Source organism: Paenibacillus chungangensis, assembly GCF_042675905.1.
Lineage (GTDB): Bacteria > Bacillota > Bacilli > Paenibacillales > Paenibacillaceae > Pristimantibacillus > Pristimantibacillus chungangensis.
In genome coordinates this window covers 78,804-104,007 of record NZ_JBHTJZ010000014.1, presented here as the reverse complement: position 1 = coordinate 104,007, position 25,204 = coordinate 78,804, and the positions used below count along the sequence as shown (strand labels likewise).

The 25,204-nt window shown below is 53.4% G+C and carries 18 protein-coding genes and 1 riboswitch; of the genes, 15 read left to right on the top strand and 3 right to left on the bottom strand.

Annotation, left to right across the window (positions count from 1 at the left end):
• Positions 1 to 512 precede the first annotated feature (512 nt).
• From ACFQ2I_RS12545 to ACFQ2I_RS12520, 6 genes are all read left to right on the top strand, one after another.
• Positions 513 to 1,481 (top strand): ABC transporter permease, encoded by a 969-nt coding sequence (locus tag ACFQ2I_RS12545; protein WP_377564603.1) that lies wholly within the window; start codon positions 513 to 515, stop codon positions 1,479 to 1,481.
• Between the two features lie 12 nt (positions 1,482 to 1,493).
• Positions 1,494 to 2,381 carry a carbohydrate ABC transporter permease gene (locus tag ACFQ2I_RS12540; RefSeq protein ID WP_377564601.1) on the top strand — a complete coding sequence of 296 codons (888 nt, stop codon included), beginning with the start codon at positions 1,494 to 1,496 and terminating at the stop codon, positions 2,379 to 2,381.
• An 82-nt stretch (positions 2,382 to 2,463) separates the two neighbouring features.
• Entirely contained in the window at positions 2,464 to 4,086 is a 1,623-nt protein-coding gene (locus ACFQ2I_RS12535; protein ID WP_377564599.1) for a hypothetical protein, read from the top strand.
• A gap of 148 nt (positions 4,087 to 4,234) precedes the next feature.
• The gene (hepB, locus tag ACFQ2I_RS12530; RefSeq protein ID WP_377564597.1) at positions 4,235 to 8,995 is read left to right on the top strand and encodes a heparin/heparin-sulfate lyase HepB; all 4,761 of its coding nucleotides are present in this window, start codon (positions 4,235 to 4,237) and stop codon (positions 8,993 to 8,995) included.
• Between the two features lie 38 nt (positions 8,996 to 9,033).
• Positions 9,034 to 10,782, top strand: a complete 1,749-nt coding sequence (locus ACFQ2I_RS12525; RefSeq protein ID WP_377564595.1) for a sensor histidine kinase — start codon at positions 9,034 to 9,036, stop codon at positions 10,780 to 10,782.
• A 44-nt stretch (positions 10,783 to 10,826) separates the two neighbouring features.
• A complete protein-coding gene (locus tag ACFQ2I_RS12520; RefSeq protein ID WP_377564593.1) occupies positions 10,827 to 12,479 on the top strand; it encodes a response regulator transcription factor in 1,653 nt (550 codons plus the stop codon).
• 17 nt (positions 12,480 to 12,496) lie between these two features.
• Here ACFQ2I_RS12520 and ACFQ2I_RS12515 read toward each other — a convergent pair whose 3' ends face one another.
• The gene (locus tag ACFQ2I_RS12515; protein ID WP_377564592.1) at positions 12,497 to 12,892 is read right to left on the bottom strand and encodes an SET domain-containing protein; all 396 of its coding nucleotides are present in this window, start codon (positions 12,890 to 12,892) and stop codon (positions 12,497 to 12,499) included.
• 200 nt (positions 12,893 to 13,092) lie between these two features.
• Here ACFQ2I_RS12515 and guaA point away from each other — a divergent pair, with 200 nt between their 5' ends.
• From guaA to ACFQ2I_RS12470, 9 genes are all read left to right on the top strand, one after another.
• Positions 13,093 to 14,631, top strand: coding sequence for a glutamine-hydrolyzing GMP synthase (guaA, locus tag ACFQ2I_RS12510; RefSeq protein WP_377564591.1), 1,539 nt, complete (start codon positions 13,093 to 13,095; stop codon positions 14,629 to 14,631).
• A 283-nt stretch (positions 14,632 to 14,914) separates the two neighbouring features.
• Positions 14,915 to 15,307: a GntR family transcriptional regulator gene (locus tag ACFQ2I_RS12505; protein ID WP_377564590.1), complete on the top strand. Its 393-nt coding sequence runs from the start codon at positions 14,915 to 14,917 to the stop codon at positions 15,305 to 15,307.
• A gap of 1 nt (position 15,308) precedes the next feature.
• Positions 15,309 to 16,424: a DUF1648 domain-containing protein gene (locus ACFQ2I_RS12500; protein WP_377564588.1), complete on the top strand. Its 1,116-nt coding sequence runs from the start codon at positions 15,309 to 15,311 to the stop codon at positions 16,422 to 16,424.
• A 190-nt stretch (positions 16,425 to 16,614) separates the two neighbouring features.
• A riboswitch (purine riboswitch) is annotated at positions 16,615 to 16,714 on the top strand.
• A gap of 123 nt (positions 16,715 to 16,837) precedes the next feature.
• Positions 16,838 to 18,223: an NCS2 family permease gene (locus tag ACFQ2I_RS12495; protein WP_377564587.1), complete on the top strand. Its 1,386-nt coding sequence runs from the start codon at positions 16,838 to 16,840 to the stop codon at positions 18,221 to 18,223.
• A gap of 723 nt (positions 18,224 to 18,946) precedes the next feature.
• Positions 18,947 to 19,882, top strand: a complete 936-nt coding sequence (locus tag ACFQ2I_RS12490; RefSeq protein WP_377564586.1) for a DMT family transporter — start codon at positions 18,947 to 18,949, stop codon at positions 19,880 to 19,882.
• 27 nt (positions 19,883 to 19,909) lie between these two features.
• A complete protein-coding gene (locus ACFQ2I_RS12485) occupies positions 19,910 to 20,686 on the top strand; it encodes a LamB/YcsF family protein (RefSeq protein WP_377564585.1) in 777 nt (258 codons plus the stop codon).
• Between the two features lie 250 nt (positions 20,687 to 20,936).
• The gene (locus ACFQ2I_RS12480) at positions 20,937 to 21,140 is read left to right on the top strand and encodes a YwbE family protein (RefSeq protein ID WP_377564584.1); all 204 of its coding nucleotides are present in this window, start codon (positions 20,937 to 20,939) and stop codon (positions 21,138 to 21,140) included.
• A gap of 51 nt (positions 21,141 to 21,191) precedes the next feature.
• Positions 21,192 to 21,974, top strand: coding sequence for a 5-oxoprolinase subunit PxpB (gene pxpB, locus ACFQ2I_RS12475; RefSeq protein WP_377564583.1), 783 nt, complete (start codon positions 21,192 to 21,194; stop codon positions 21,972 to 21,974).
• A 682-nt stretch (positions 21,975 to 22,656) separates the two neighbouring features.
• Entirely contained in the window at positions 22,657 to 23,700 is a 1,044-nt protein-coding gene (locus ACFQ2I_RS12470) for a 5-oxoprolinase subunit C family protein (protein ID WP_377564582.1), read from the top strand.
• Here ACFQ2I_RS12470 and ACFQ2I_RS12465 read toward each other — a convergent pair.
• Together ACFQ2I_RS12465 and ACFQ2I_RS12460 are read right to left on the bottom strand one after the other, a co-directional pair.
• Positions 23,693 to 24,763, bottom strand: a complete 1,071-nt coding sequence (locus ACFQ2I_RS12465; protein ID WP_377564580.1) for a phosphodiester glycosidase family protein — start codon at positions 24,761 to 24,763, stop codon at positions 23,693 to 23,695. The two genes, ACFQ2I_RS12470 and ACFQ2I_RS12465, sit on opposite strands and share 8 nt — an antisense overlap.
• Entirely contained in the window at positions 24,760 to 25,191 is a 432-nt protein-coding gene (locus tag ACFQ2I_RS12460) for a hypothetical protein (protein WP_377564579.1), read from the bottom strand. The genes ACFQ2I_RS12465 and ACFQ2I_RS12460 overlap by 4 nt, the downstream gene beginning before the upstream one ends.
• Positions 25,192 to 25,204 lie beyond the last annotated feature (13 nt).

Here is a 25,204-nt window from a genome sequence, read left to right as displayed (position 1 = left end):
TTTAGGAGCTTTTTTTCTGTCATGCATCACATATATTTAACATTTTTGTAACAATGTCACTTTTTAGAGGTACATTCCATGTCAAGTTTAATGCAACGCTACTGAGCTGGCCTACATTGGAGCGCGGAAATCGAGCTGGCGAGCGAAAATAGTGTAGCTGGCCTACATTGGAGCGGAGAAATTGAGCTGGCGAGCGAAAATAGTGCAGGTGGCTTACACTGGAGCGCCGGAATGCTGCGGACGAGTGAAAGGAATAGGTGACGCATATACGCATATGTGGTCGACCGACCGCCGTCATACAGCGACACACCGTGCGCTAGGAGCTGCGCGCGTTGCAGAAAATCGCTACCGTTTTTTTGAAAAAGTGCACACTTTTTTGAATGCATGTGCTATTCACTGCGGAACCGAGTGGCCTATAATGAGTGCATACCATGGTTGTAAGCGCTTAACAGTCTGTGGAATGACAAGCAAGTATTGAAAAAACGCAAACGTCATCAGGAAGGGTGGTATGCATGCAGGCCAACAGTCCAGCAAAAGAACTGAATCCTCGCCTACAAGCCGTACCGAGATCAAAGATGGCCCTTGCGATTGCGGCTCTTGTCCGCTACCGATGGCTATATATCCTTATGGCTCCAGGCGTGCTCTACTACTTAGTCTATCATTACATGCCGATGTTCGGCCTGGTTGTGGCATTCAAGGAATATAACCTGATGAAAGGCGTATGGAGCAGTCCTTGGGTAGGGCTCGACAATTTCAAGGAGATATTCTCGACACCGGAATTCGGCGTACTGATGAAGAATACGCTCCTGCTCAGCTTGTATCGAATCCTGTTCAACATGCTGCCGGATGTCGTGCTCGCTCTCATGCTGAATGAAATTCGGGTACGCTGGTTCAAGCGGGTCGTTCAGACGATTACGTACGGTCCTCACTTTCTGTCCTGGATTATCGTATACGGCCTCGTCTTCTCATTCTTCGCTCCGGGATCGGGTCTCGTTACAACATTTGTACGCGATATGGGCTGGGGATCAATCGATGTGCTGACCAATTCTGACGTGTTCCGTCCGATGCTGCTCGTGACGGATATCTGGAAGAATACCGGCTTCGGAGCCATCATTTACATGGCGGCGCTTGCAACGATTAATCACGAGCTGTATGAAGCGGCGGTCGTCGACGGAGCGGGCAGATGGCGGCAGATGTGGCACATTACGCTGCCGGGCATCCGCGAAGTGTTCATCCTGCTGCTTATCTTCCGCATCGGCCATATTCTGGATGCCGGCTTCGAGCAGGTCTACATATTCCTTAATGCCCGGGTATATGATGTCGGGGATATATTGGACACCTGGATATTCCGGCGCGGCATCGAGCAGCTTGACTTCAGTGTGCCGGCGGCGATGGGCGTCTTCAAGTCCGTGATCGGCCTCATTCTAGTCATCGGGGCGAATCGTCTGGCGAAGAAGCTCGGCGGATCGGGCATCTGGTAAGGGGAGGATGACATGGCATTCGTTTTGAGAAAAAGTAAATCTGATTTTGTAGTCGACTCCGTGCTGTATCTTGTACTCGCTCTATTCTGTTTCGTCACGCTGTTCCCGTTATATTTCGTATTCATTATGTCGATTACACCCTATGAGGAAGTGCTGAAGCACGGGGGCTTCGTCCTCATTCCCAGCACCGTAACATTCGAAGCGTTCCATACGATACTGGAGAGCGGAGTCGTACCGAAGGCGCTTGGCGTCACCGTATATATTACGCTGCTGGGGACGTTCCTGAACATCCTCGTGACAACGGGGCTCGCGTATGCCTTGTCGAAGAAATATCTGCCCGGAAGAAATATCGTACTGATGGGCATCGTGTTCACGATGCTGTTCTCGGGGGGGCTTATCCCGATCTTCCTGACTGTGAAGGCGACGGGGCTGATGAATACGCTCTGGGCGCTTATGATTCCCGGACTGGTATCTTCGTTCAATATGCTGATCATGAAGACATACTTTGAAGGCCTGCCGCATGAGGTGGAGGAAGCGGCGAAGGTGGACGGCTGCGGCGACCTGCAGACGCTGATTCGCATTGTGCTGCCGTTGTCACTGCCCGTCATTGCCACGATGGCGTTGTTTTACGGCGTCGGCCATTGGAATACCTACTTTGCCGGCATAATGTACATTAATGATCGCGACTTGTTCCCGCTGCAGGTCGTATTGCGCAACATGATCATCGCGCCGAGCGTCAGCCAAGAGCTGTCCGTCTCTCAGAACGAGGTGGATATGCTGCCGCCGGAGACGATCAAGATGGCGGTCGTCGTCGTTGCGATTATCCCTGTGCTGGCTATCTACCCGTTCCTGCAGAAGTATTTTATGAAGGGAATGCTGCTTGGAGCGGTGAAGGGGTAAGCGGGGGAATGCAGTGCAAGCAAGGGAGAGAGCCTCTCTCCTGCAAGCTTAATCATTGAAATTCACTAGGGGGTTGTACCATATGAAATCATGGATGAAAATGATAGCTCCGCTATTGATTATGGCATTACTATTCACCGCTTGTTCTTCCAGCGGCAATGGGGGAGGCAATAACCAGCAGAATGATCCACCAGCTGCCAGCAATGCGGGCGGCAACAGCCAGAATGAGCAGAAAGAAGAGAAAAAGGAGAAAATCAAGCTGCGCTGGTTCGTCAACGGATGGAACAATACCAGCCTGCCCTCCGAGGACAAAGACTTCGTCCTGAAGGCGATCGAGGAGAAGTTCAACGTCGATCTGGACCTGCAATATATGACGTGGGGTCAAGAGTATCAGAGCAAGCTCAATACGATGATCGCTTCCGGCGATATTCCGGACGTCTTCTATATGGGCGGGATGGAATCCAACACGTACATCAAAGACGGTGTAGCCCGCGATCTGAAGGATTGGGTCACTCCCGAGCGCATGCCGAATTACTTCCAGTATTGGATGACGGAAGCCGATCTGGCGGCATACCAGGTCCAGGACGTGTTCAAGCGAGCTCCGGTACCGTATGCGAAGAAGAAATACCGCTCGTATTACGTCCGTAAGGACTGGCTGGATAAGCTGGGTCTCGACATGCCGCAGACGTATGAAGAAATGGTCAATGTAATGAAAGCGTTCACGGAACAAGATCCGGACGGCAATGGGAAAAACGACACATACGGCTATACGACGAGCGGAAGCGGCACATCAGTGAATATGGAATTTCCGGCATTCCTGAACAATGGCCTCATCGGCCCGTTCATGATCGATAACGGCCGATTCGTCGATTCCCGTACCGATAAGCGCATGCAGCAAGTGCTGGATGATATTCGCGCCTTGCTCCCATATACGGATCCCGACTGGCTGTTGAACAAAGGCGCTCAAGCGGTCGAGAAAGTGACGCAGGGCAAAGCCGGCATCGTATTCAGCATAGGTACGACAACCGCTTTGGAGAGCAATCCTAACGGCATTCAGGCCAAAACGAAAAGCGTGACCGGCGTGGATACGGTCGACTGGCAGCCATTCCATCCGTGGAAGGATACAGGCGTATGGGCGGAGGAATCGCCGGGCAATCCGTTCCTCATCAGCTCCAAGACGACGGACGATAAGATCGAGCGTTCACTTGAAATCATGGACTGGCTGGCTGGAGAAGAAGGCTTCCTGCTAACGAGATACGGTCAGGAGGGCGTTCATTACAAGCGCAATGGGAGCAAGCTGGAGATCATCAAGGATGCGTACCAGAGGGACGTTATTGATAATGGCAATTTCATCGACATCTACGGCTGGTTCACACCGAAGACGCCGGAAATCTTCGGACTGGAGGTAGTCGATCCGGAGATGACGGAGCGTGACAAGGCTATTGCCGATATGGTGAAGTCTTACAAGTTCCTGCCGCATATCGGGACCAGCCTGGTCGTGAAGGAAGGCATGGATCTGGGGTCGCTTCGCAAAAAAATGAATGAGTATCATGTCCATATGCTGTACGAAGACAAAGATGCTTCCAATTGGCCGAAGTATCGCGAGGAACTGATGACGACTTACGGTGGTAAGGACATCTTCACCTACTATGCCGAGCAGGTCACCAATGCGACGGGCAACGCGGTTTCTTTTGAAGCGGAATAAGAATTAAGAATGATGAGTTAGGGCAAGCAGCTTAGAAGAAGGGCGCGAACAGTGAAGTGGCGCCCTTCTTCATTGTCGATAATAGAAAGCGGTTACAAATAGCGAGGAAGTTCTCTGTTACTTAATCCTGTCAATGGGGAGTGAGGAAATGTTATCGTTATTAAAATGGAACAGTGCATGGAAATTAATGCTTGCCGTAGTTCTTGTCGCGCAGTTGCTGGCGGTATCGCCGGCAGGACCAGTCGAAGCTTCCGTAGGAGGCGGCTTGCTCGGTAATGGCGGATTCGAAGCGGGGCTGTCGGGCTGGAATCAGAACTATGGCAGCGGTGGCATTGCAGTGTCGGATGAGCAAGCCTTCGAGGGAGCTTACAGCCTGAAAATAACGGATGCAAGCAGCACTGCATCGTATGGCATGGAATCCGACAAGCTCCCCGCTTATCCCGGCAAGAGTTACTCGGTCACGAGTCAGGTGTACATGGTTAGCGGCTATGCATCTGTCATGCTGCGATTCTACAATGATAACAATCAGCTGGTAGAGAGCAATAGCATTCCCAAGAGCACGCCTCGGGATACGTGGCAAAGCGCGGATGTATCTGCAATCGCGCCTGCGGGAACGGCGAAGGTAAGCGTCTTGTTCTACTCCAGTCTGGCGACAATGTCGGAGTATTATGTGGACAACGTCAGCCTGCATGAGCGTACGCTGCTGGAAGGGACGGTGACGGATGAGGCAAGCGGCAGTCCGCTTGAGGATGCGGGCGTCTTCCTTCATGAGGCCGTTGATACCGGATACGCCGCTCCTCTGGAGACGACCATTAGTGCGGCCGACGGTTCCTATCAGTTCATCGGAGGGGTAACAGATGGCAGCTATGCGATCCGATTCGTGAAGGAAGGTTATCTCGATACGGTAATGCCCGTCACGGTGGGCAGCGCCAGCGTGCCGCCGATTGACGCGGCGCTGTCGGCCGATCCTGCATGGGAGCCGGTATCGCTGCTGCCGAACGGCAGCTTCGAAGCGGGGCTGGCCCACTGGGAGCAGACCTTCGGCAGCGGAGGCATAGCGCTTGATGGCATGCGCAGCTCTGACGGGCGATATAGCGTGCATATCGACGATGTGAACCCGTCGGCTTCCTATGGTCTGGAGAGTGATCGTCTGACCGCATACGGCGGCAAAAATTATACGGCTTCGGCCAAGGTGTTCGTGGAATCCGGCGGCGCAACGCTCTATATCCGGTTCTATGATGCCGCAGGCAGTCTGCTGCTCAGCACGGCTACGCAGCAAAAGTCTCCGACGGCGGAGTGGGTGCCGCTCGTCCATTCCTCGGAAGCTCCTGCGGGCACGGCAACCGTAAGCGTCTTGCTGTATTCCGGCCTGTTCTCTATAGGTGCTTTTTATGCAGACGAGCTTACGCTGGAGGCGAGGACCATAATTCGCGGGACGGCAAGCGATACGGGAAGCGGCGCCCCGCTGCCGTTCGCCAAGCTATATCTGTATAATGCGGCCGATACGGCGTATACGGCTCCGCTGGACAGCGCCGTGTCGCAACTGGACGGCGCCTATGTGCTGACAGGCGGAGTAGCAAGCGGCAGCTATGTGCTGAGGGCGAAGCGCCCGGGCTACGAGACGGCAGCGGTACCGCTGACGGTAGGCCAGTCGGAGCTAGGACCGATTTATGTCGCGCTCAGTGAGGATCTGCAGGCGCAGAAGTGGAGCATCGGCGGTTCGGCGCTGTCGTTCGAGGATGGAACGCCGGTCGTGGGAGCCACAGCCAAGCTTTATCATATGGCGGACATGCATTTCGCCATGCCGATCAGCACGGCAGCGTCGGACGCGGCAGGCCGCTTCACCTTCCCTGATGCGCAGCCGGACGGCAGATATCAGGTGCAGGTGGAATCGAACGGGCGATACAAGACGACGCATCCCGCTATCGTATACGGAGCGGCAGCGGACGATCTTTCGGTTCGCATGCCGGAGAAGACCGTGTATACGGAGAGCACGCTGCCCGTGCCTCCGGCAACACATCCGCGGCTGTATGTGACGCCTTCGCTTGTGCCGCAGCTGCAAGCGAAGATCGCGACGGCGGAGTTCGCGCCGATATGGGAAGATGTACAGCGCAAGGGCGCAGTAACGGAATACAACATGAGAAGCAGCGGCACGACCGCAGGCTTCGAGAATTATCCCTTCCCGTCTGCGGTGAATGCCCGGTACGTGCGCATTGTAGGCAGCCATAATTCCAATAGCGGTCCATGGAACTCCATAATCGAGACAGCGATATTTGGCGAAGACAATGCCGGACAGCGTATTGCGCTTCCGATACAAGCGGTTGACTGGAGCTCGGCGCAGAACGAGTGGCACGACGGCAATAGAACGGTGGATGGGGATCTGTCTTCTAACTCCTACTGGGCGGCGTTCGGCGCGGGAGAATGGGTGCAATACGACCTGGGAAGCGTTACGACCGTCACAGACATAGATATCGCTTGGTATCAGGGAAATCAGCGTTATCAATATTTCGATATACGTGTATCTAATGACGGCATCACGTGGGAACGAGTTCCGTTCAACTTCCCAGTACCGCCTCCAGGCGAGTTGGAAGCGGTGCAGCAGGGTCGGTCCAATTACAAAGCATTCTGGCTGTCCCACGCGGAAGCTGCCGCGCTTCGCTACTTGCTGGAGGGCAGCGCGGAGCACGGACTGCAGGCCATTGAGGTGATGCGCAATTTCATGTCTACGGTGCAGTATGAGGGAGAACAGACGTATTTCTACGCCGGCAAGACGATTCATACTGCGGCGCTTGTCTACGACTGGTGCTATCCGCTCTTGACGGCTTCGGACAAGGCCTTCTTCGTTGAGAAGTCCAAGGAGCTGGCGGCGATCATGAGCGTTGGATATCCGCCGGTGAAGCAAGGCAATGTGGTCGGTCACGGCTCGGAGTTCCAAGTGATGCGCGATCAACTTGGCATGGGGATCGCCGTCTATGACGAAGACCCTGAGATGTACAATCTGGCTGCTATGCGCTTCTTCAATGAATACGTGCCCGCCCGCAACTTCTGGTATCAATCGGGCATGCATCATCAGGGCGACACTTACGGCTTGCAGGGCAGATTCGAGCCGGAGCTGTGGGCGCAGTGGATGTTCCAGCGGATGGGCTACGGCAGCGTGCTCAGCGAGAAGCAGGCGGATCTGATCTATCGCGCGATCTATACGCGCAGGCCGGACGGCCAGCTGCTGCGCGACGGGGATACGTATTGGGACCGTCGTTACAAGCCGGACCAGTACTGGCAGTACAGCTTCGCGATTACGATGGCGGCCGGTTATTATCAGGACCCTTATATACAAGATGAATTTTTGCGCCAGTACGAGCAGGGAGGCGTGGATTCCGTAACGGCGGTATTGTTCGCGGATTTCACCCTACCATCTCAGCCGGTATCGCAGCTGCCGTTAACCCGCTACTTCGGGTACCCGTCCGGCACGATGATGGCGCGCACAGGCTGGGATCAGGGTTACGATTCCAATACGGTCGTAGCGGAGATGAAGGGCGGCGAATATTACTATACCAATCACCAGCATCTGGATATGGGCAGCTTCCAGGTCTACCATAAGGGCGCTCTGGCGCTGGATAGCGGGATGTACAAAGGACAATACGGTCCGTACGGCAGCGATCACGACTTACATTACTATAAGAAGACGATTGCCCATAACGCCATGCTTGTGATGGATCCTTCGGAGAAGTCGCCGACGAGCAGGAAGTTCGTCAATGACGGCGGACAGCGCTTGCCGTACACCGGACAGTCCAGTGAAGTGAAGACGCTGGAAGGGCTGCTGGACAGTGATCTTCATATGGGCGTCATCAAGGCGTACGCTTACGGTCCCGATGAGCATACTCCCGCGTTCAGCTACTTGCAAGCGGATCTCAGCGCGGCGTACTCCGATAAGGTGCAGCAGTATCAGCGCGCATATGCTTTCATTCATACGGGAGACGCCAATGTGCCGGGGGCGATGATTGTCTACGACCGGATTGCCAGCTCGGATCCCCACTTCAAGAAATACTGGCTGCTGCATGCGATGGAAGAGCCGGAAGTAAGCGGCAATCGGGTGACGATCAGGCGCACGGAAGGACAATACGACGGCAAGCTTGTCAACGAAGCCTTGCTGCCGGGCAGCGGCAATCTGACGATCGAGAAGATCGGCGGCCCGGGCAGGGAGTTCGAAGTATTCGGCACGAATTATCCTCAGACGCCTTATAAAGCGCCGGGACAGCATGCGGTAGAGGGCGGAGCCTGGAGAGTACAGCTGTCGCCGAATGTCCCGAGCGAAGAGGATGCATTCTTGAATGTAATGCAATTCATGGACAATGATGTGACGGCGCCGCTTGACGTAACTGCGATCGATGCGGAGAAGCTGCTTGGCGCGAGAGTCGGTGATCATGCGGTCTTGTTCAACCGGCATGCGGGAAGAACGGCGGAGACGCTCTCGTTCCAGCTGCCCGGCAGCGGTCCGGCGACAGTGGCGGTGACAGGCCTGAAGGAAGGCAGCTGGCTCATTCACCGCACTGGCCAGATCGAGCTGGTGCTGGCTCAGAGTACGGAGGAAGGCGGCATGATTACGTTCCAGGGCGAGAGCGGCGGCTACACCCTCACTTATATAGAAGAGCTGCAATTGGACGACGTGCTGGATCTGCTTCGGGAATTGGGTGTGCTGGAGCATCCCGTCAGCAAGAAGTGGAGTGAGAAGTGGGAAGTCATTGCAAGGATGAAAGCTGACGGACGCGGGGGGATCGCGATTGCCCAGCTGGAGCAGCTGACAACGCAATTGGATCATCCCGAGCTGCCGGAGCTCATCGCTCCTTCTGTGATCGAGGTGTTGAAAAAAGCGGCTGTGGAGACGATAGAGGATTGGTATACTAATGATTAGAATGTAAACGCTAGCATCGTACACGGAGGCTGATGGCAATGAACGGACCGATTAGAACGAGATGGTTCTCCAGCATTAGCATGAAGCTGTTCATCATTACGTTCTTCAGCGTGATCTGTCTGTTCCTTGTCATCGGCTTGTTCGGCTATCAGAGGCTGTTCACTCCGATCAGAGAGAACAATGACAGCGCTCTGCAAGCATCCGTTGATCAGATGGAGAAGTCGCTGAAGGCATTCATGGACAATATTCAGACGCAATTCATCTTCCTGTCCAATGCGGGCATCTACAATCATTTGAATCAGGACGACTATAATGTGCTTCTACAGAACATGCATGCTTTGCATAATGATAGCATCGATGGCTTTTATTTTATTGACAATGGGGAAGTGACAATTAGCGAGCCCTATTCGTATCAGTATTTTGTTACCCCGGAGACTTTATCGCTTATTATCGAGAAGACTGGCGAGAGCGGCTTTTGGTGGAGTGAACCGTATCGGACGGGAGACCGCAGGGTGATCACGGTAGCCAGACAAATCAACAAGCATCAATACATTGTGCTGGATTTGAATCTGGATTCGCTAACGGATCCGCTTATTGCGCAGGAAGAGAACAAGCATGTTTACTTATTTTCGAATAGCGGCCTTTATATCACGTCCAACGCTTCCTTGACCAATTACGAGGAGATACAGAGACATAACGATATGGTGTCATCGCTTGCCGAGCTCATTCAGTCAGGGCGCAGAGGAATGGAGATTGTAGAAGCCGAAGGCGGCGAGTATAAGGTGCTTCAGAGCAAGGGCAACCGCTGGGGGTGGATCGTATTTTCCATCATAAAAGAGAATGAAGCCTACCCCCTGTTGTCCAGCCTGAAGCAGCAGCTGTTCATCGTCTTCCTTATTGCCGTTGCGTTGGCTGTGGTCGTCTCCGGGTGGGTGGCGATGTACATACAGAAGCCGTTCAGCGCCATTATCAGACAATTGAAGGCGGGTGCCCGCGGGGATCTGGCATCCCGCGTTATCATTAGACGCAGTGATGAATTCGCGCTTATCGCTAGCGGATTCAACCGAATGATGAACAATATTCAGACGTTGTTCAATGATTTGCAGAAGAGTGAAGAACGCAAGCGCCACCATGAGCTGAAGGTGCTTCATTCACAGGTGAACTCCCACTTTTTGAATAACACGTTAAGTGCGATCTATTACTTGGACCGATCCGGCAGAGGACAGGAAATGGGCGAGATGATTGGCTCACTAATGGGATTAATGCAATATTCCATGGATAAAGTAAGCGAAATCGTAACGGTGGAAGAGGAATTGAAGCAGCTGGACAACTACGTGCGGCTCATGCAGCTGCGATATGGAGATGCATTCGACTTCGAGATGGTCGTGCCGGATGAGCTGACTTCTGCCCCGATTCCGAAGCTGACTTTGATTACACTGGTCGAGAACAGCATTTTCTATGGACTGAATCAGCCGGAGCCGAACTTTATTATTGTGACTGGCGCTATGGAGAACGAGGGCCGGATCACGCTGGAAGTATCGGATAGAGGACCGGGCATATCTGAAGATAAGCTGGCGCGCTTGCTTGCTCGCGAAGAGACGGAGACGGCTTACAAAGGGCTCAACAATCTGGGCATACGCAGCGTGCAGGATCGTATTCAGTTGCACTTCGGAATGGCCTGCGGCTTATCGTTCCGCAATGAGGAAGACGGTGGTCTTATTGTGACGGTCCGATTGCCGCTCTCGTTGCCTTCTTCTGCGAAAGAAGCAGCAGTGGGATTGAAGTGAAGGTGATCATTTTTGCTCTATTCTACATCTGGAGGTGGGCGCGAGTGTTCAAGTTGCTGATGGTGGATGACGAGAAGTGGGTGAGGGAGCAATTCGCGAACGGCGTGCAGTGGGAGGAAGCGGGCTTTGTTTTTATGGGGGCGGCTTCCAGCGGGAAGGAGGCGCTCGCCATGATCGAGCGCGATCCTCCTCATCTGCTGCTGACGGATATAACGATGCCGGGAATGGACGGGCTTCAGCTCGCCGCGATCGTGAAGGAACGATGGCCGCAGGTGCACGTCATCATTCTGACCGCATACAGTGAATTCGAATACGCGCAGCAGGCGATTGCGATTGGCGTGGACAATTATCTGGTGAAAGTGGCGCAATCCGGCGATGCGATCGTGAAGGCTTGCCGCAAGGCGGCAGAGCTTATTGCGTCCGAGATGAATAAGGAAGAACAGCTGCAGCTTCAAGAGCAGCTGAATTGGCGGCAGTATTGGAACGAGAAGCGTGTATGGCTGGAGCAAGCAAAGGAGCGGCTTCAAGGAGAGAGGAACGAGAAGGCTGACCTGCCGGCCTCCATGGCTTGCTTAACCGCATACAGCCATATCGCAGTCTTGATATTGGGCTGGGACTTGCACCGATTGAACCGGAAGCGAGCGATCGCCGTCGGAGAAGCAGAGAAGCTTCAGCAGGGAGTAGGAGGGGCAATCGAGGAGATACTGGATAAGGATGGGGGGATTGTCGTTCCTTATCTCGATAATCGAGTCATTGTGTATGTGGGAGCGGATTCCCGCATTTCGTCGGAGGACGGTGAACGAAAGCTTCGCACATTGGGCTTGAAGTGTCTGCACAGGGTGCCAGACATAACGGATACCGATGCGTTCGTCCATATCGGCCAGCCTTGGTCGTTCTCCGGGCAGCAGCGGGTGCAGGCGGCCCGGCTTCTCGTGCAATCGGCAAGCGATGGGTTGGAGCAATCCTTGTCCTACTTTTACAATTATCAGTCGGTGATGGAAGGAGCGCCGCAGCAGTCTTACCGGAACGTTGATTCCTTGCGGCTGCGGGAGATGGTGACCGGGATGATAGCCGGGCTTCAGGCGGGAGAAGTCAAGACGGTACAGGAAGCTGCTGCATCCTTGACAGAGTGGGACGGAGAGCGCGCGCGTACGCATCCTCGTCAGCTGCTGAGCATCACATTGAAGATGTTGGATCCGGCGTTGAACGATCTTCCGCCACAGATGAGGGAGCGCTGCAAGGAGCTGGCATGGCTGGAGCGCTGGGATGACTTCCGGCATTGGTGGGAAGGGACGCTGGAGCTGCTGCGGCAGGCGATGCGCAGCGGACATGGAGAAGGTTTTCGGCGAGAGGTGCAGCTCATGAGAGCGATGATCCGAGAGAGGTACGCCGAAGACCTGCAGGTTGCCGAGCTTGCCCATCTTGTGCAGTTGCATCCTTCCTATGCCGGCGCGCTGTTCAAGAGCGAGACGGGAGAGCATGTGTCCGATTACTTGAACCGCATTCGCATGAATAAGGCGAAGGAGCTGCTGGAGCGGACGACGATGAAAATATATGAAGTGTCGCAAGCCATCGGCATGACGGATTACCGGTACTTCTGTCGCGTCTTCAAAAATGATACAGGGAAAACGCCAACGGAGTACAAGAAGGCCCGCCATTCTCCTTCTTCATCTGGAATACAACTTGAAGGGGAATGAACAGGGGGCGGCGTATCCTATTTATTCACGTCAAACCATAGGGGATCGTTGCAATCGACCTCGCCGTTATAGTTCGTGAGCACCTCTTCGTTTTCTTTTATATCGGTATGCGCATAGAACTCAACGGTCAGATTGTCGAAGTTAAGCTCGAAGGATGCGTTTGGCGTATAGGAATGGTTGAACAAGCTGCCGTACCCCAGCAGGATAGCGCTATGATTGGCCCCATAAGAATATGCATAGTCGCCTAGAATAGTTTTTTCTATATGGACGTGATCTTCATTCAAATAGGAAATAACAGGAGCGACATGGATAAGAGTTCCTTTTTTAATGTCCTGTGTAGCGAATACGCCGCGTTGGAATTCTTCGTCAGTAGATCCTTCACTTATCAGTTTGGACGTTCTTACTTCTAGCATAATGTACTTAATCACCTGCTTCATATCGTTTTTAATGTCTCCGAAAGCATTCTATATATGAGGGAATTGTATCGTGAATTAGTTTTTACGGCAAGTGCTATGACAATTCCTGATTGTCGGTCCAGCGTTAACAGTCGTGTCCTTGACTCTCTGGAAGTAGCTTATATATAATTACTACATCAATTGAGGGAGGCTCGGTCATGACGAAGCATAATGAAATTATTGTTGTCCTCGACTTCGGGGGACAATACAACCAGCTGATAGCCCGCCGTATTCGCGATCTTGGCGTATATAGCGAGCTGCTGCCTTACAATACGCCTGTGGAGAAGATTAGGGAGCTGCAGCCGAAAGGCATCGTGTTCTCTGGTGGTCCGGCAAGCGTATATGAAGAAAATTCTCCTCTGGTAGATCCTGCGATTTACGAGCTGAACGTGCCTATCTTAGGCATCTGCTACGGTATGCAGCTGATGTCTCACCAGCTGAAGGGCAAGGTAGAGCGCGCAGGGAAGCGTGAATACGGGAAAGCGGAGGTTAATTTCGTCGAAGGCAGCCCTATCGCTCACGGATTGGATTCCGTACAGACGGTATGGATGAGTCACAGCGATCTCGTCATTGAGCCTCCTGCGGGATTCCGTGTAGACGCAAGCACGGAGCATGCGCCGATTGCGGGCATGAGCGATCCGGATCGGAAGCTGTACGCGGTACAATTCCATCCTGAGGTACGCCATTCTGTATACGGCAACGAGATGATCAAGAATTTCCTGTACAAGGTGTGCGACTGTGAAGGCTCCTGGACGATGGAATCCTTCATCGAGGATAAGATCGCGGAGATCCGTCAGCAGGTAGGGGACAAGAAGGTGCTCTGCGCGCTGTCCGGCGGGGTGGACTCCTCCGTTGTCGCCATTCTTCTCCATAAGGCGATCGGCGATCAGCTGACGTGTATGTTCATTGATCACGGCTTGCTGCGCAAGGGAGAAGCGGAGAGCGTAATGGAGACGTTCGTCGGCAAGTTCGATATGAAGGTGCTGAAGATCGATGCGAAGGACCGCTTCCTGGGCAAGCTGAAGGGCGTCGACGATCCCGAGCAGAAGCGCAAAATTATCGGCAACGAGTTCATCTACCTGTTCCAGGAAGAATCGGACAAGCTGGACGACTTCGCCTTCCTGGCGCAAGGCACGCTCTACACCGACATCATCGAGAGCGGCACGGCTACCGCACAGACGATCAAGTCGCATCATAATGTAGGCGGCTTGCCGGAAGACATGAAATTCGAGCTTGTAGAGCCGCTTAAAGCGCTGTTCAAGGACGAGGTTCGCAAGGTGGGTACAGAATGCGGCCTGCCAGACGCTATCGTTATGCGTCAACCGTTCCCGGGACCGGGCCTGGCTATTCGGGTGCTTGGCGAAGTGACGGAAGAGAAGCTGCACATCGTGCGCGAGTCCGACGCGATCTTGCGTGAGGAGATTGCCAAGGCGGGTCTTGACCGCGAGATCTGGCAATACTTCACGGCTCTTCCGAACATGAAGAGCGTAGGCGTTATGGGCGACGCCCGTACTTACTCCTACACCGTAGGCATCCGGGCTGTTACATCCATCGACGGCATGACCGCCGACTGGGCGCGCATCCCTTGGGACGTGCTGGAGAAGATTTCGGTGAGAATCGTTAACGAAGTAGATAACGTTAACCGGATCGTGTACGACGTAACATCCAAGCCTCCTGCTACGATTGAGTGGGAGTAATAAATCAGTCTAATATATTCAAACACAAAAACTCCCGTCTGTCTCTGTGCGGAACAGACAGACGGGAGTTTTTCATCTATTTAGGTACAATGACTATTTTTTAAATACAGATGAACCTTACGAATGGAGGAGGACTAATAAATATACTTAGTGCTAGTAGATATGCTTGATCATACTAGTTATATCTGTTATACTTTAACTATAACAAGTGGATGAACTTGAAGTAGGAGCCGAAATGGGGTTGGGCTAACCAATCATACGAGACAAGCGAGGTGATGCGAGTATGCTGCTGGATATTGATCTGCAATCGGAGACGCCGATCTATACACAGCTTGTCCATGGAATAGTGGAAGGGATTGCGCGGAAGCAGTTGCAGCCCGGAGAAGGCTTGCCGTCCGTGCGAAGTCTGGCTGCCGATCTCGGCATTAACCTGCACACGGTGAACAAGGCCTATCAATTGCTGAAGCAAGAAGGTTATGTGCAGATTAACCGCAAGCAAGGCGTTGTCATTACAATGGACGCTTATCCCGCAGCGGATGACGCCTACAGAAGCCGCTTGAGGGAACAATTGCGGCCGCTCATTGCCGACGCCATATGCAGAGGCGTAACGAAGGAGCAATTCGCGGAAATGAGTCAAGCTGTATTTGAAGAAATGCTACCTAAGGAGGAGAAGTGACATGAGTCAAGGTTGGCTGGTGTTTATGTCGGCAATTGTAATGTTCCCGCTAGTGATGATTTCGACCATTATGCCCTTTCTGACCAGAAGAATCGAGAGCTTCGGCGTGACGGTTCCGGAGGAAGCGCAGAAGGATTCCAGGCTTGCCGCATTAAGGCGCCAATATGCCTGGTGGAACGGAGCTGCCGGCGTCGCTCTCAGCGCGTCTCTTGTCCTGTTTTCGCTTAGTCCGATGAGTGAAGAGAGCTGGAGCTTGACGATGCTCGGTCATGTGTTCGGCTATCTGATCCTGTCGTTCCTCATTTACTTGAAGCAGCATAATGCCGTCAAGCAGATCAAGCTTCAGGAGAACTGGCAGACGGATAAAGTGCAGAGAGTTATCGTGAATATGAAGTTTCGGCAGGAGAAATTGACCGTATCATACCTGTGGTTTATTCCTCACTTCCTGCTTATCGTCTCATACGTTCTCATCGGGGTGCTGGGGTATGATCAATTTCCCGACCAAATTCCGATGAAGCATGACTTCGCGGGGAATATTACAAGAACAGTGGCCAAAAGCTACTCAGCCGTCATGTGGCCGGCTATCATTGGCTCGTTCCTGCTGCTTGTATTCATCTTCGTCAATTATACGATCAGCCGCAGCAAACAGATCGTAGAGTCCCATGATCCGGAGGGCTCCTTGCGGCGCAATGTCAAATTCCGTCGCTACTGGTCTTCCTTCATCGTTGTGAACGCCTTCCTGATGATCGCGATGTTCGGAAGCTTTCAGCTGTACCAACTGCTGGATTGGGACATCCGGGTGCCAAGCATACTCGTCCTTGTCGTAACGGGCATTATCGTCGTTGGCTCCATCGTCTTGTCGATTGTGACCGGACAAGGCGGAAGTCGGATCGGAGGAGGCAGCGGGAGTGCGGATGGGAAAGCAGCGGCAGCAGCAGGAGATCAGGATCAGCATTGGAAGCTTGGCCAATTCTACTTCAATCCCAAGGACCCGGCGATATTCGTGGAGAAGCGCTTCGGTGTCGGATGGACGATGAACTTCGCAAGGCCGTTTGGGTGGATCATATTGATTAGCATAATTGCCATCTCTCTTCTTCTCACTTGGGCGATGGGATAATAGGGGGATTATGTATGATTATGGGGTTTTCGCGAAGCATGTAAGGAAATGGGTAGGCGTATATAGGTAAATAGTGATATACGCCCCTTTTGAAAACGCTGTAAAACCGAATGATTAAAAATATAAATTCCTCGAATATTCGTGAAATATGTTGACAAAATAGCGCTATTCTCTATAAAATTGTAATCGGAAAACAACAGCATAAGCTTTTCGTATAATCTCAAGAATCGGCTTGAGAGTATCTACAGGTCACCGTAAATGATCAGGCTACGGAAAGTGGAAAAAATGTCCGCTACGGTCCAGCGGATCATTTTTTCGCTTTTTGCAGAGCCTGGGGGGAGATGCGCGTGTGCGTATATTCAACCAGGTTTCTCTGTTTGTTCCAACACAATTTTGGGAGGGTATGGATCAAAATGGAACGTTTCTTTCGATTGAAGGAACTGGGAACAAATGTAAGAACTGAAATTATGGCAGGGTTGACGACATTCATGACGATGGCCTATATTCTGGCAGTCAACCCTATAATCTTGACGCCGGCCGGACTGAGCTGGGAAGGTGTATTCCTTGCTACGGCACTTGCGGCGGGCATCTTCACCATTGCGATGGGGCTATTCGTCAATTTCCCGGTCGCATTGGCACCGGGCATGGGCTTGAATGCTTACTTCGCTTCAGTGGTTATCGCATCGCAAGCGACCGGCAAGCCGATCTCGGCTTCGATGGCTCTGACAGCGGTATTCATCTCCGGTATTATCTTCATCATTCTGACCGTTACCCAAGTGCGGCAGATGCTCATTACAGCTGTTCCTGACAGCTTGAAGCATGCCATCACGGTCGGTATCGGCTTGTTCATCGCCATTATTGGCTTGAAGAACAGCGGATTGATGACAATTGTTGTAGATAGCTTCTCAGACATTCCGCAGAAGAGCTTCACAGCGGTCAGCGGGGCCGAGACGGTCATCGTGCTTGGCAGCTTCCACAACGCGGAAGTGGTCTTCACGATTGTGGCAATCGTGCTCATCGCGCTTCTGATGGTGCTCCGTGTTCCGGGCGCTATTCTGTTCGGCATTATTGCCACGACAATCATTGCGATTATTACAGGCCATGTGAACGTTAGCGAGGTGCTGGAAGGCAAGACATGGGTTCCGAACTTTAGCGAGCTGCAAGTTTGGCATTTTGACTTCGCAGGCGTCTTCGAAGTGGGTCTGATTACCGTCATTCTGACATTCACATTCGTGGAATTGTTCGATACGTTCGGTACGCTTGTCGGTACGGCTAACCGCGCCGGCATTATGAAGGATCCTGAGAAGGGCAAGAAGAAAATCGGCAAAGCCATGTTCGTGGACGCGATCGGCGTTAGCGGCGGCGCGGTTCTGGGCACTAGCACCGTAACAGCTTATGTGGAGAGCTCGGCCGGCATCGCGCAGGGCGGACGTTCCGGCCTGACGGCAGTGACGACGGGGATCTGCTTCTTGCTTGCGGTCTTCCTGTCTCCGCTGGTGGCGCTTGTTCCCGGCTCTGCAACGGCTGCTGCGCTGATCATCGTCGGTGTGCTCATGATGCAGTCTGTGAAGGAGATTGACTTCTCCGATATGGTCTATGCGATTCCTGCGTTCTTCACGCTGGCGCTGATGCCATTCACGTACAGCATTGCGAACGGCATCTCCTTCGGTATCGTGTTATACGTGCTGCTGGCTGCTGTAGCGAATCTGTTCGGCAAAGGGAAGTACAACATCCACTGGCTGATGTGGATTCTCGCCATTCTCATTTTAGGCCGTTATATTTTCCTTGGCGGGGAATAATAACAAATTAGCAATTGAAGAGAGAGCAGCGCTGGACCGGCGCTGCTCTCTTTTTGTCGTTTATAAATTAGGTGCTAGTCCGAACTGGATGACGACCGTAAAAAACGGCAGAAGGCGATAGAAAGACGGCATACGGGGCGTCGAACTGGAAGGTGAACGGAGCATCGAGCTGGATAGCAACAGGGCGTAAAGTATATGCTGTCGTATTCCGTGCCGTATGTGGGCATACACAGCAAGCATGGAGCGGCTTCGAGCGCAAGCTGCTGAAGTTCTTGCCGCAAGTCGGGTCGGGCTATTGCCCTCGGGAATATATGCGCACGGGAGACGAGGATTATCTTCATCATGCAGCACTTCATCAGAGATTCGCGCAAGCTGAAGCTGGCGCTGGTAGATGCGATCCGTTATGATGAATACAATGTGGAGGAGCAATCGCATCTGCCGGACATCTGCTACAAGTAAGGGTATCGCAATCAGGCGATGGGGGAGCTCTTGGAGTTAACTGACGAGCGCTTGCACAGGAGAGACTATCCCGAGGTGTCATTCGCCGCACCGCTGCAAGCATCCCATCCAATGGACGGCGAAGTTCCCGGGCGAAAACGAACGCCTATAAGCGAATGGCAATGAGATGACGCCGGCCTATGAGCAGGATTGGAGTGGCGATGTCCACAGCAAGATTACGGTAGTATTAGAAGAAGGAGATAAGGTGCAGGTGAAATGTCATCTATGAGCAACAATCGGGCATATATCGCCATGTTTCTTGGTGCGGTGGCTTTATCAACGTCGGCCATATTCGTGAAGCTGACGGAGGCTCCGGCGTCCGTCATTGCCTTTTATCGCATGTTGTTCTCCGCTTTGCTTATCATGCCCTTGCTGATGGCGGACGCGAGAAGCAGCTTAAGGCACATAAGGAGTTTTACTCGCCGCCAGTGGATGATGTGTCTGCTGGCCGGCTTTTTTCTTGCTGTTCACTTCGTGCTCTGGTTCGAATCGTTGAACTATACGTCCGTCACGAGCTCGACCGTGCTTGTGACGTTGCAGCCTCTGTTCGCAATAGCGGGAGGCGCCTGGCTATTCCGGGAGCGACTGAGAATGGCTGCGATTGGGGGCGGTCTGCTGGCAATAGCGGGCAGCTTTATTATCGGCTGGGGCGATATGCAGATCAGCGGCCTTGCGTTATTCGGCGATCTGCTGGCTCTAATGGGAGCGGCTGTCGTGACGGTCTACTTCATGATCGGCCAGAGCGTTCGCAAGGAGCTGGAGCTGTTCCCTTATACGTTCATCGTATATGCTGCCAGCGCTCTCTATCTGCTCGTCTACTGTCTGGCCACAGGCGAAGCGCTGACGGGCTACGAGAGCAGCGATTGGCTATGGATGTTCTTGCTGGCGCTCATCCCTACTGTATTCGGGCAGACCGTCTTTAACTGGCTGGTGAAATGGCTCAGCGCGACGACGATCTCGATGAGCATTCTCTTGGAGCCTGTCGGAACCGCTATTTTGGCTTATTTTATTTTGGGAGAGATGGTGACATTGCGCCAAATCATCGGCGGAAGTGTCATTTTGTGCGGAGTGGGTATTTTTCTCTACTATAATGGAAGAAGGCGTGCAAAGGACAATTGCTATGGAAGCATTAAACAGTCGAATGTATATCGTGCAGATTGAAAGCAGGGAGCGGAAAGGAGAATACCTATGCTGAGTATTGATATCAATTGCGATATTGGAGAAGGGTATGGCGCGTACCGGATAGGAGCGGATGAGGAACTGATGGGGCTGATTACGTCCGCTAACATTGCCTGCGGCTTCCATGCGGGGGATCCTGGAATTATGCGCGCGTCCGTTCTTTCTGCTATGAAGCACAATGTCGCAATCGGGGCGCATCCCGGCTTGCCTGACCGGGAAGGATTCGGGAGACGTGAGATGGCGATTGCTCCTAAGGAAGCCTATGATATGATCGTGTACCAGCTCGGTGCGCTGCGGGCGTTCGCGGAGTCGGAAGGCGGCTTCTTGTCGCATGTGAAGCCGCACGGAGCGTTGTACAATATGGCGGCAATGGAGGATGCGCTTGCGGAAGCCATTGCGGAAGCGGTATATAAAGTGGACGGAAGCTTGCTGCTCTTCGGGCTATCGGGCAGCGCGCTCATTCGGGCGGGGGAGAAGCTGGGACTTCGCACCGCGAACGAAGTGTTTGCGGACCGCTCTTATGAGAGCGACGGTTCTCTGACGCCTCGGAACATCGAAGGAGCGGTGCTGGCAAGTGCGGAGACTGCGGCTCGCCAAGCCGTCATGATGGTGAAGGAAGGCAAGGTTGCGACGAGGCAAGGCGGTGTGATTGCGTTGAAGGCGGACACCATATGCGTCCATGGCGATACACCTGGAGCGGCGGGACATGTATTGGCATTGCGAGAGTTGCTGAAGCGGGAAGGCATCTCCTTCAGGGCTGTTACCGCTAGTTCGGAAAGTGTGTAGGGATTGATGGCGAGTTGGATGAATGCTAGTGGTTGTGATGAAAAGGGGAGATGACGCACAGGCGGAGTGAATAGCGAGGGAATTGGAGTAAGGATAGTAACTTTTACCTCTTCACTTATGGTTATTGGCGTCAGCTGCCGCGCCCTGCAGATTTTGTTGGAGGAAGGTTTTGCGAGTTTATTTTCGTCGAATGTGCCGAATATGGTACGATTAAAACAACTAGAGATTAGAGTAGGAGCTGAAGTGCGGAATGGCATGGAACGGAAAATTACGCAGCGACGTTAAGCCGGGGCTGGAAGTAGACATTGTGCTAAAAAAAGATCAACGGACTGGCGCGACTACGCGTGGTGTCGTTAAAGATATATTGACCAATTCTCCTCAGCATCCCCACGGGATCAAGGTGCGGCTGCAAGACGGTCAAGTCGGCCGCGTTCAAAATATTGTAAGCGAGTGAGGATGAGAAGAGCCGGATGAGAAAGCGTCGGAGTGTGAGGGGAGATGCGGCATGCAGCAGAGTCAGAGAAAGGAGAAGAATGCAGGAGCCCTGTCCTATGAGTTGCTCCCTCTGGGTGAATGCGGTGTTATTATTGGGCTGGGGAACGAACTGAATGAAGCGACTCACCGGAAAGTGATGACTGTGCTGCATATAGTGGAGCGGGGCGGGATACCGGGGGTGAGGGGAGTGGTGCCCGCATTCGCATCGGTCACGATCCATTATGATCCTATTCAGGTGCGGAGCAGCCGCAGCGAGAGCGAGAAAGGACATGCTACTATCTATGAGACGATATGTGTAAGGCTGAATAGCTTGTTGGTTGGAACGGGTGGCGGACTTGTGGCGTCCTTCGAAAAAGAGGATGAACCGACAGTCGTCACGATTCCCGTATGCTATGGGGGGGAGTATGGACCCGATCTGGTGGAAGTCGCGAAGCATAATGGGCTGACGCCGGAAGACGTAATCGCCATTCACAGTCAGCCTTCTTATCTCGTGTACATGATTGGCTTCGCTCCCGGATTTCCTTACATGGGCGGCATGTCGGAATCAATCGCTGCTCCGCGGCGACAGACGCCGCGCACCTCTATCCCGGCAGGAAGCGTAGGGATCGCCGGCAAGCAGACAGGCGTCTACCCGCTTGCCACGCCGGGGGGGTGGCAGCTGATCGGACGGACGCCGCTCTCGCTGTTCCTTTCAGAAAGGGAGAAGCCTGCTTTGCTGAAGGCCGGCGATCACGTTCGCTTCCTGCCGATTGCGGCGGAGGAGTACGAGAGCTTGCGAAGACGAGGAGGGTGATGTGATCGTCCCCTTCCCGGCAGTGATTTGGGAGCTCTGTGAAAAGGTTAGCAGTAGGAAAGTGTGTTGGGGCGAGTATCTGGAGCAGGTGTTTTGTGTGAAAAAACATATAAAAGTGACGGATTGAGCGTCTGAGGTGAGTGGTTTGTACGAAAAATCGTACAAAAGTGACGGATCGAGCGTCTGAGTTGAGTGGTTTGTACGAAAAATCGTACAAAAGTGTGCGGTCATTGGTCCAAACGAGCGAATTTGTACGAAAAATCGTATAAAAGTGACGGATCGAGCGTCTGAGGCGAGTGGTTTGTACGAAAAATCGTACAAAAGTGTGCGGTCAGTGGTCCAAACGAGCGAATTGGTACGAAAAATCGTACAAAAGTGACGGATCGAGCGTCTGAGGTGAGTGATTTGTACGAAAAATCGTACAAAAGTGTGCGGTCAGTGGTCCAAACGAGCGAATTTGTACGAAAAATCGTATAAAAGTGACGGATCGAGCGTCTGAGGCGAGTGGTTTGTACGAAAAATCGTACAAAAGTGGCTGCAAAGTGGGTTGGAGAGGCGAGGTAATGAGATGTCAGGAGAGGAAAAACGAGGTCAGGCGAAGTCAGGCGAGCTTGTATGAAAATACATACCTAAGTTGCATAGAAAAGTGTAATTGGGCGGCAACTGTGCAGATGACGACATCATGAGCAGGAATGGGGGAGAGAATATGGCGTTAACCGTCATGCGACCGGGTCTGTTGACGACGGTCCAGGACTTGGGGAGGCCAGCGTATCAGCAGTACGGCGTGGTGGTCGGCGGCGTCATGGACGAAGGGGCTGCCCGGGTGGCGAATCTGCTGGTCGGCAACGATGAGGGGATGGCGGTGTTGGAGCTGACCATGGCAGGGGCGGGGCTGCGGGCCGACGAAGATATGGCTATGGCCATCTGCGGCGGTGATATGGTAGTGGAGGCGGATGGAGAGTCGGTTCCATTATGGCGACCGGTGCTGTGGCGTGAAGGCAGCGTACTAAGCTTCCTCACCTGCCGATCCGGATGCAGAGCATATCTGGCTGTGTCCGGCGGAATCGACGTTCCGCTAGTAATGGGAAGCCGCAGCACCTACTTGCGAGCCGGTATTGGCGGACTGGAAGGACGTGCGCTGCGCAAGGGAGACAAGTTGTCCGTGTTGCCTTCAGCGCCGGGGTCCAAGCAAGCGCAAGTCATGCACATGCTTCGCGGGCAAGGAGGAACAATGTCATGGCATGCGGGGCATTTTGCTATTATGCATACCCCCATGCATGTCATCCGGATTATGCCGGGAACGCATATGGATAGATTATCGGCTGAGAGCAAGCATGCGCTACTTCAGACGGCATTCCGGGTAGGCGTGCGGTCCGACCGGATGGGCTATCGGCTGGAAGGCCAGCAGCTCCAGCTCATCACGAAGGAGGAGCTGCTGTCGGAAGCGGTGGCGGCAGGCACGATTCAAGTACCTGGGGACGGGCAGCCCATCGTGCTGCTGGCGGACCGCCAGACGACGGGCGGCTATCCGCGAGTGGCTCAGGTGGCCGCCGTCGATCTGCCGATATTTGCCGGATTGAAGCCGGGAGACGAAGTGCGGTTCCAGCTTATCACGCATCAGGATGCGGAGCGGCTGCTGCTACAGCGGGAGCGGGATATCGATGTTTTGAAGGCGGGCATTGCCTTGAAAATGAAAAAAGCAGGGGCAGTGAGCGCCCCTACTTGAAAAACAGAAAATGCGTAGGCAGCTTGCGAAGCTTGCCGTCGGACGGTTTGTTCACCAGCGTGCCATTGAAGACAAGCGAGGAGGAGCCGCCCCCATCAAGGTTGTAGGCGTCGACAACGCCATACCGCTTCAGTATCGTCTGCAGCTCGGACAGCGTCGCGCCGGAGCTTCCTCCTTCATTGTAGCCGTCCGCCACGAGGATGAGCAGTTGATCATCCTTATAATTGGCTATGACGGTGCGGGGAGCGCGCTTCGGGCTCGACTGCCATTTGGCAGGTATGTTCTGCGCCGCTCCGTTCCTCAATAATATCGGCACGAAGGAAGCGCCGAACTTTGGTTTTTTCGCATCCAGCTGTTCCTTCTTCGTGAATTTCCCCCCAATCAGCTTGTTCTTGTCATTCATCCCTACAAAAAACAAATCCGCATACGAGGCTTCAAAGCCCGTTATGTACTTGCCATCCGCAATCGTCGTGCTGAGCGGATACCGCTTTCCCTTAGCATCAGCATATCCGCCGGCGTTCACGCCGACAGCAGCTCCATATTGCTTGACGGCTTGAAGTGTCGTCATCGCATCGCCGGGCTTGTCCCCGCCCATCGCCATATTCATCGCATCGGGAGACTTCAGTTGCAGCTTAACGGCATAACCACGGAAATGCTCATGATTCAGATAAAATAATTGCGCGCGAAGCTTGTCCGAGCTGATCGTGGAAGACGGTTTGCCGAGTCTGTTTGTAATCTGCCGGTCGTAGATAGCGAGCGGACGTCCCGCTTGGGCAGAGGCGACCTTCGCAATCTCCTCCATCTCCGCATTAGTTTTCTTATACAGGCCAATCTGCTTCGTCAGCGACTTGCTCGTCTCTTCCGCCATCTGCCGGGCTTGCTCTAATCCCGTGAGAGTTTCCTCCGCTGCCGCAAGCTGCTGCGGTTGAACCGTGGCTTCGCGCTTCGTCTCCACGTCCAGTTGAATGCCGAAGTCGCTTATGAGGAGCCACAGCATTAATCCGATGAAAGGGGCAATTGCGAGCAAGGCCATTCTGTGCAGATTCTGTGTCGTTATGGTCATTTCAGCACATCCAGATTTTTCTTCAGCTCATTCAGCTGCTTCTTCACTTCATTCAACTGCGTATACAGCTTGTTGCTGTTGTCCGTCTTCGTGTCCGCGTTGTCCTTGGCGAAGGTGAGCAGCTCGTTCAAAGCGTCGACCTTGCCCTTCAGTGCGTTCATCTCCTCTGTATGCTGCTGCTCCAGCTCCTGGAGCGATGCGTCATAAGAGGACTGCAGCTGCTGGATTTGCGCGGCCGTCTGCCGCTCTATATCGGCGGTAAGGTTCGTCTGCATGCGATCGATGTACCACTTCGCTCCGAATACGCCGCCCCCGATCAGGATCGTCCATACGCCGAGAAAAACCGCGACCGCCAGCTTGCCCTTTCGCTTCTGCGCCGTGGCGGCCTGGCGGCTTCCGGCATGGATTTCCAAGTTGGATTGTTGCATCTTTCTTTCACCT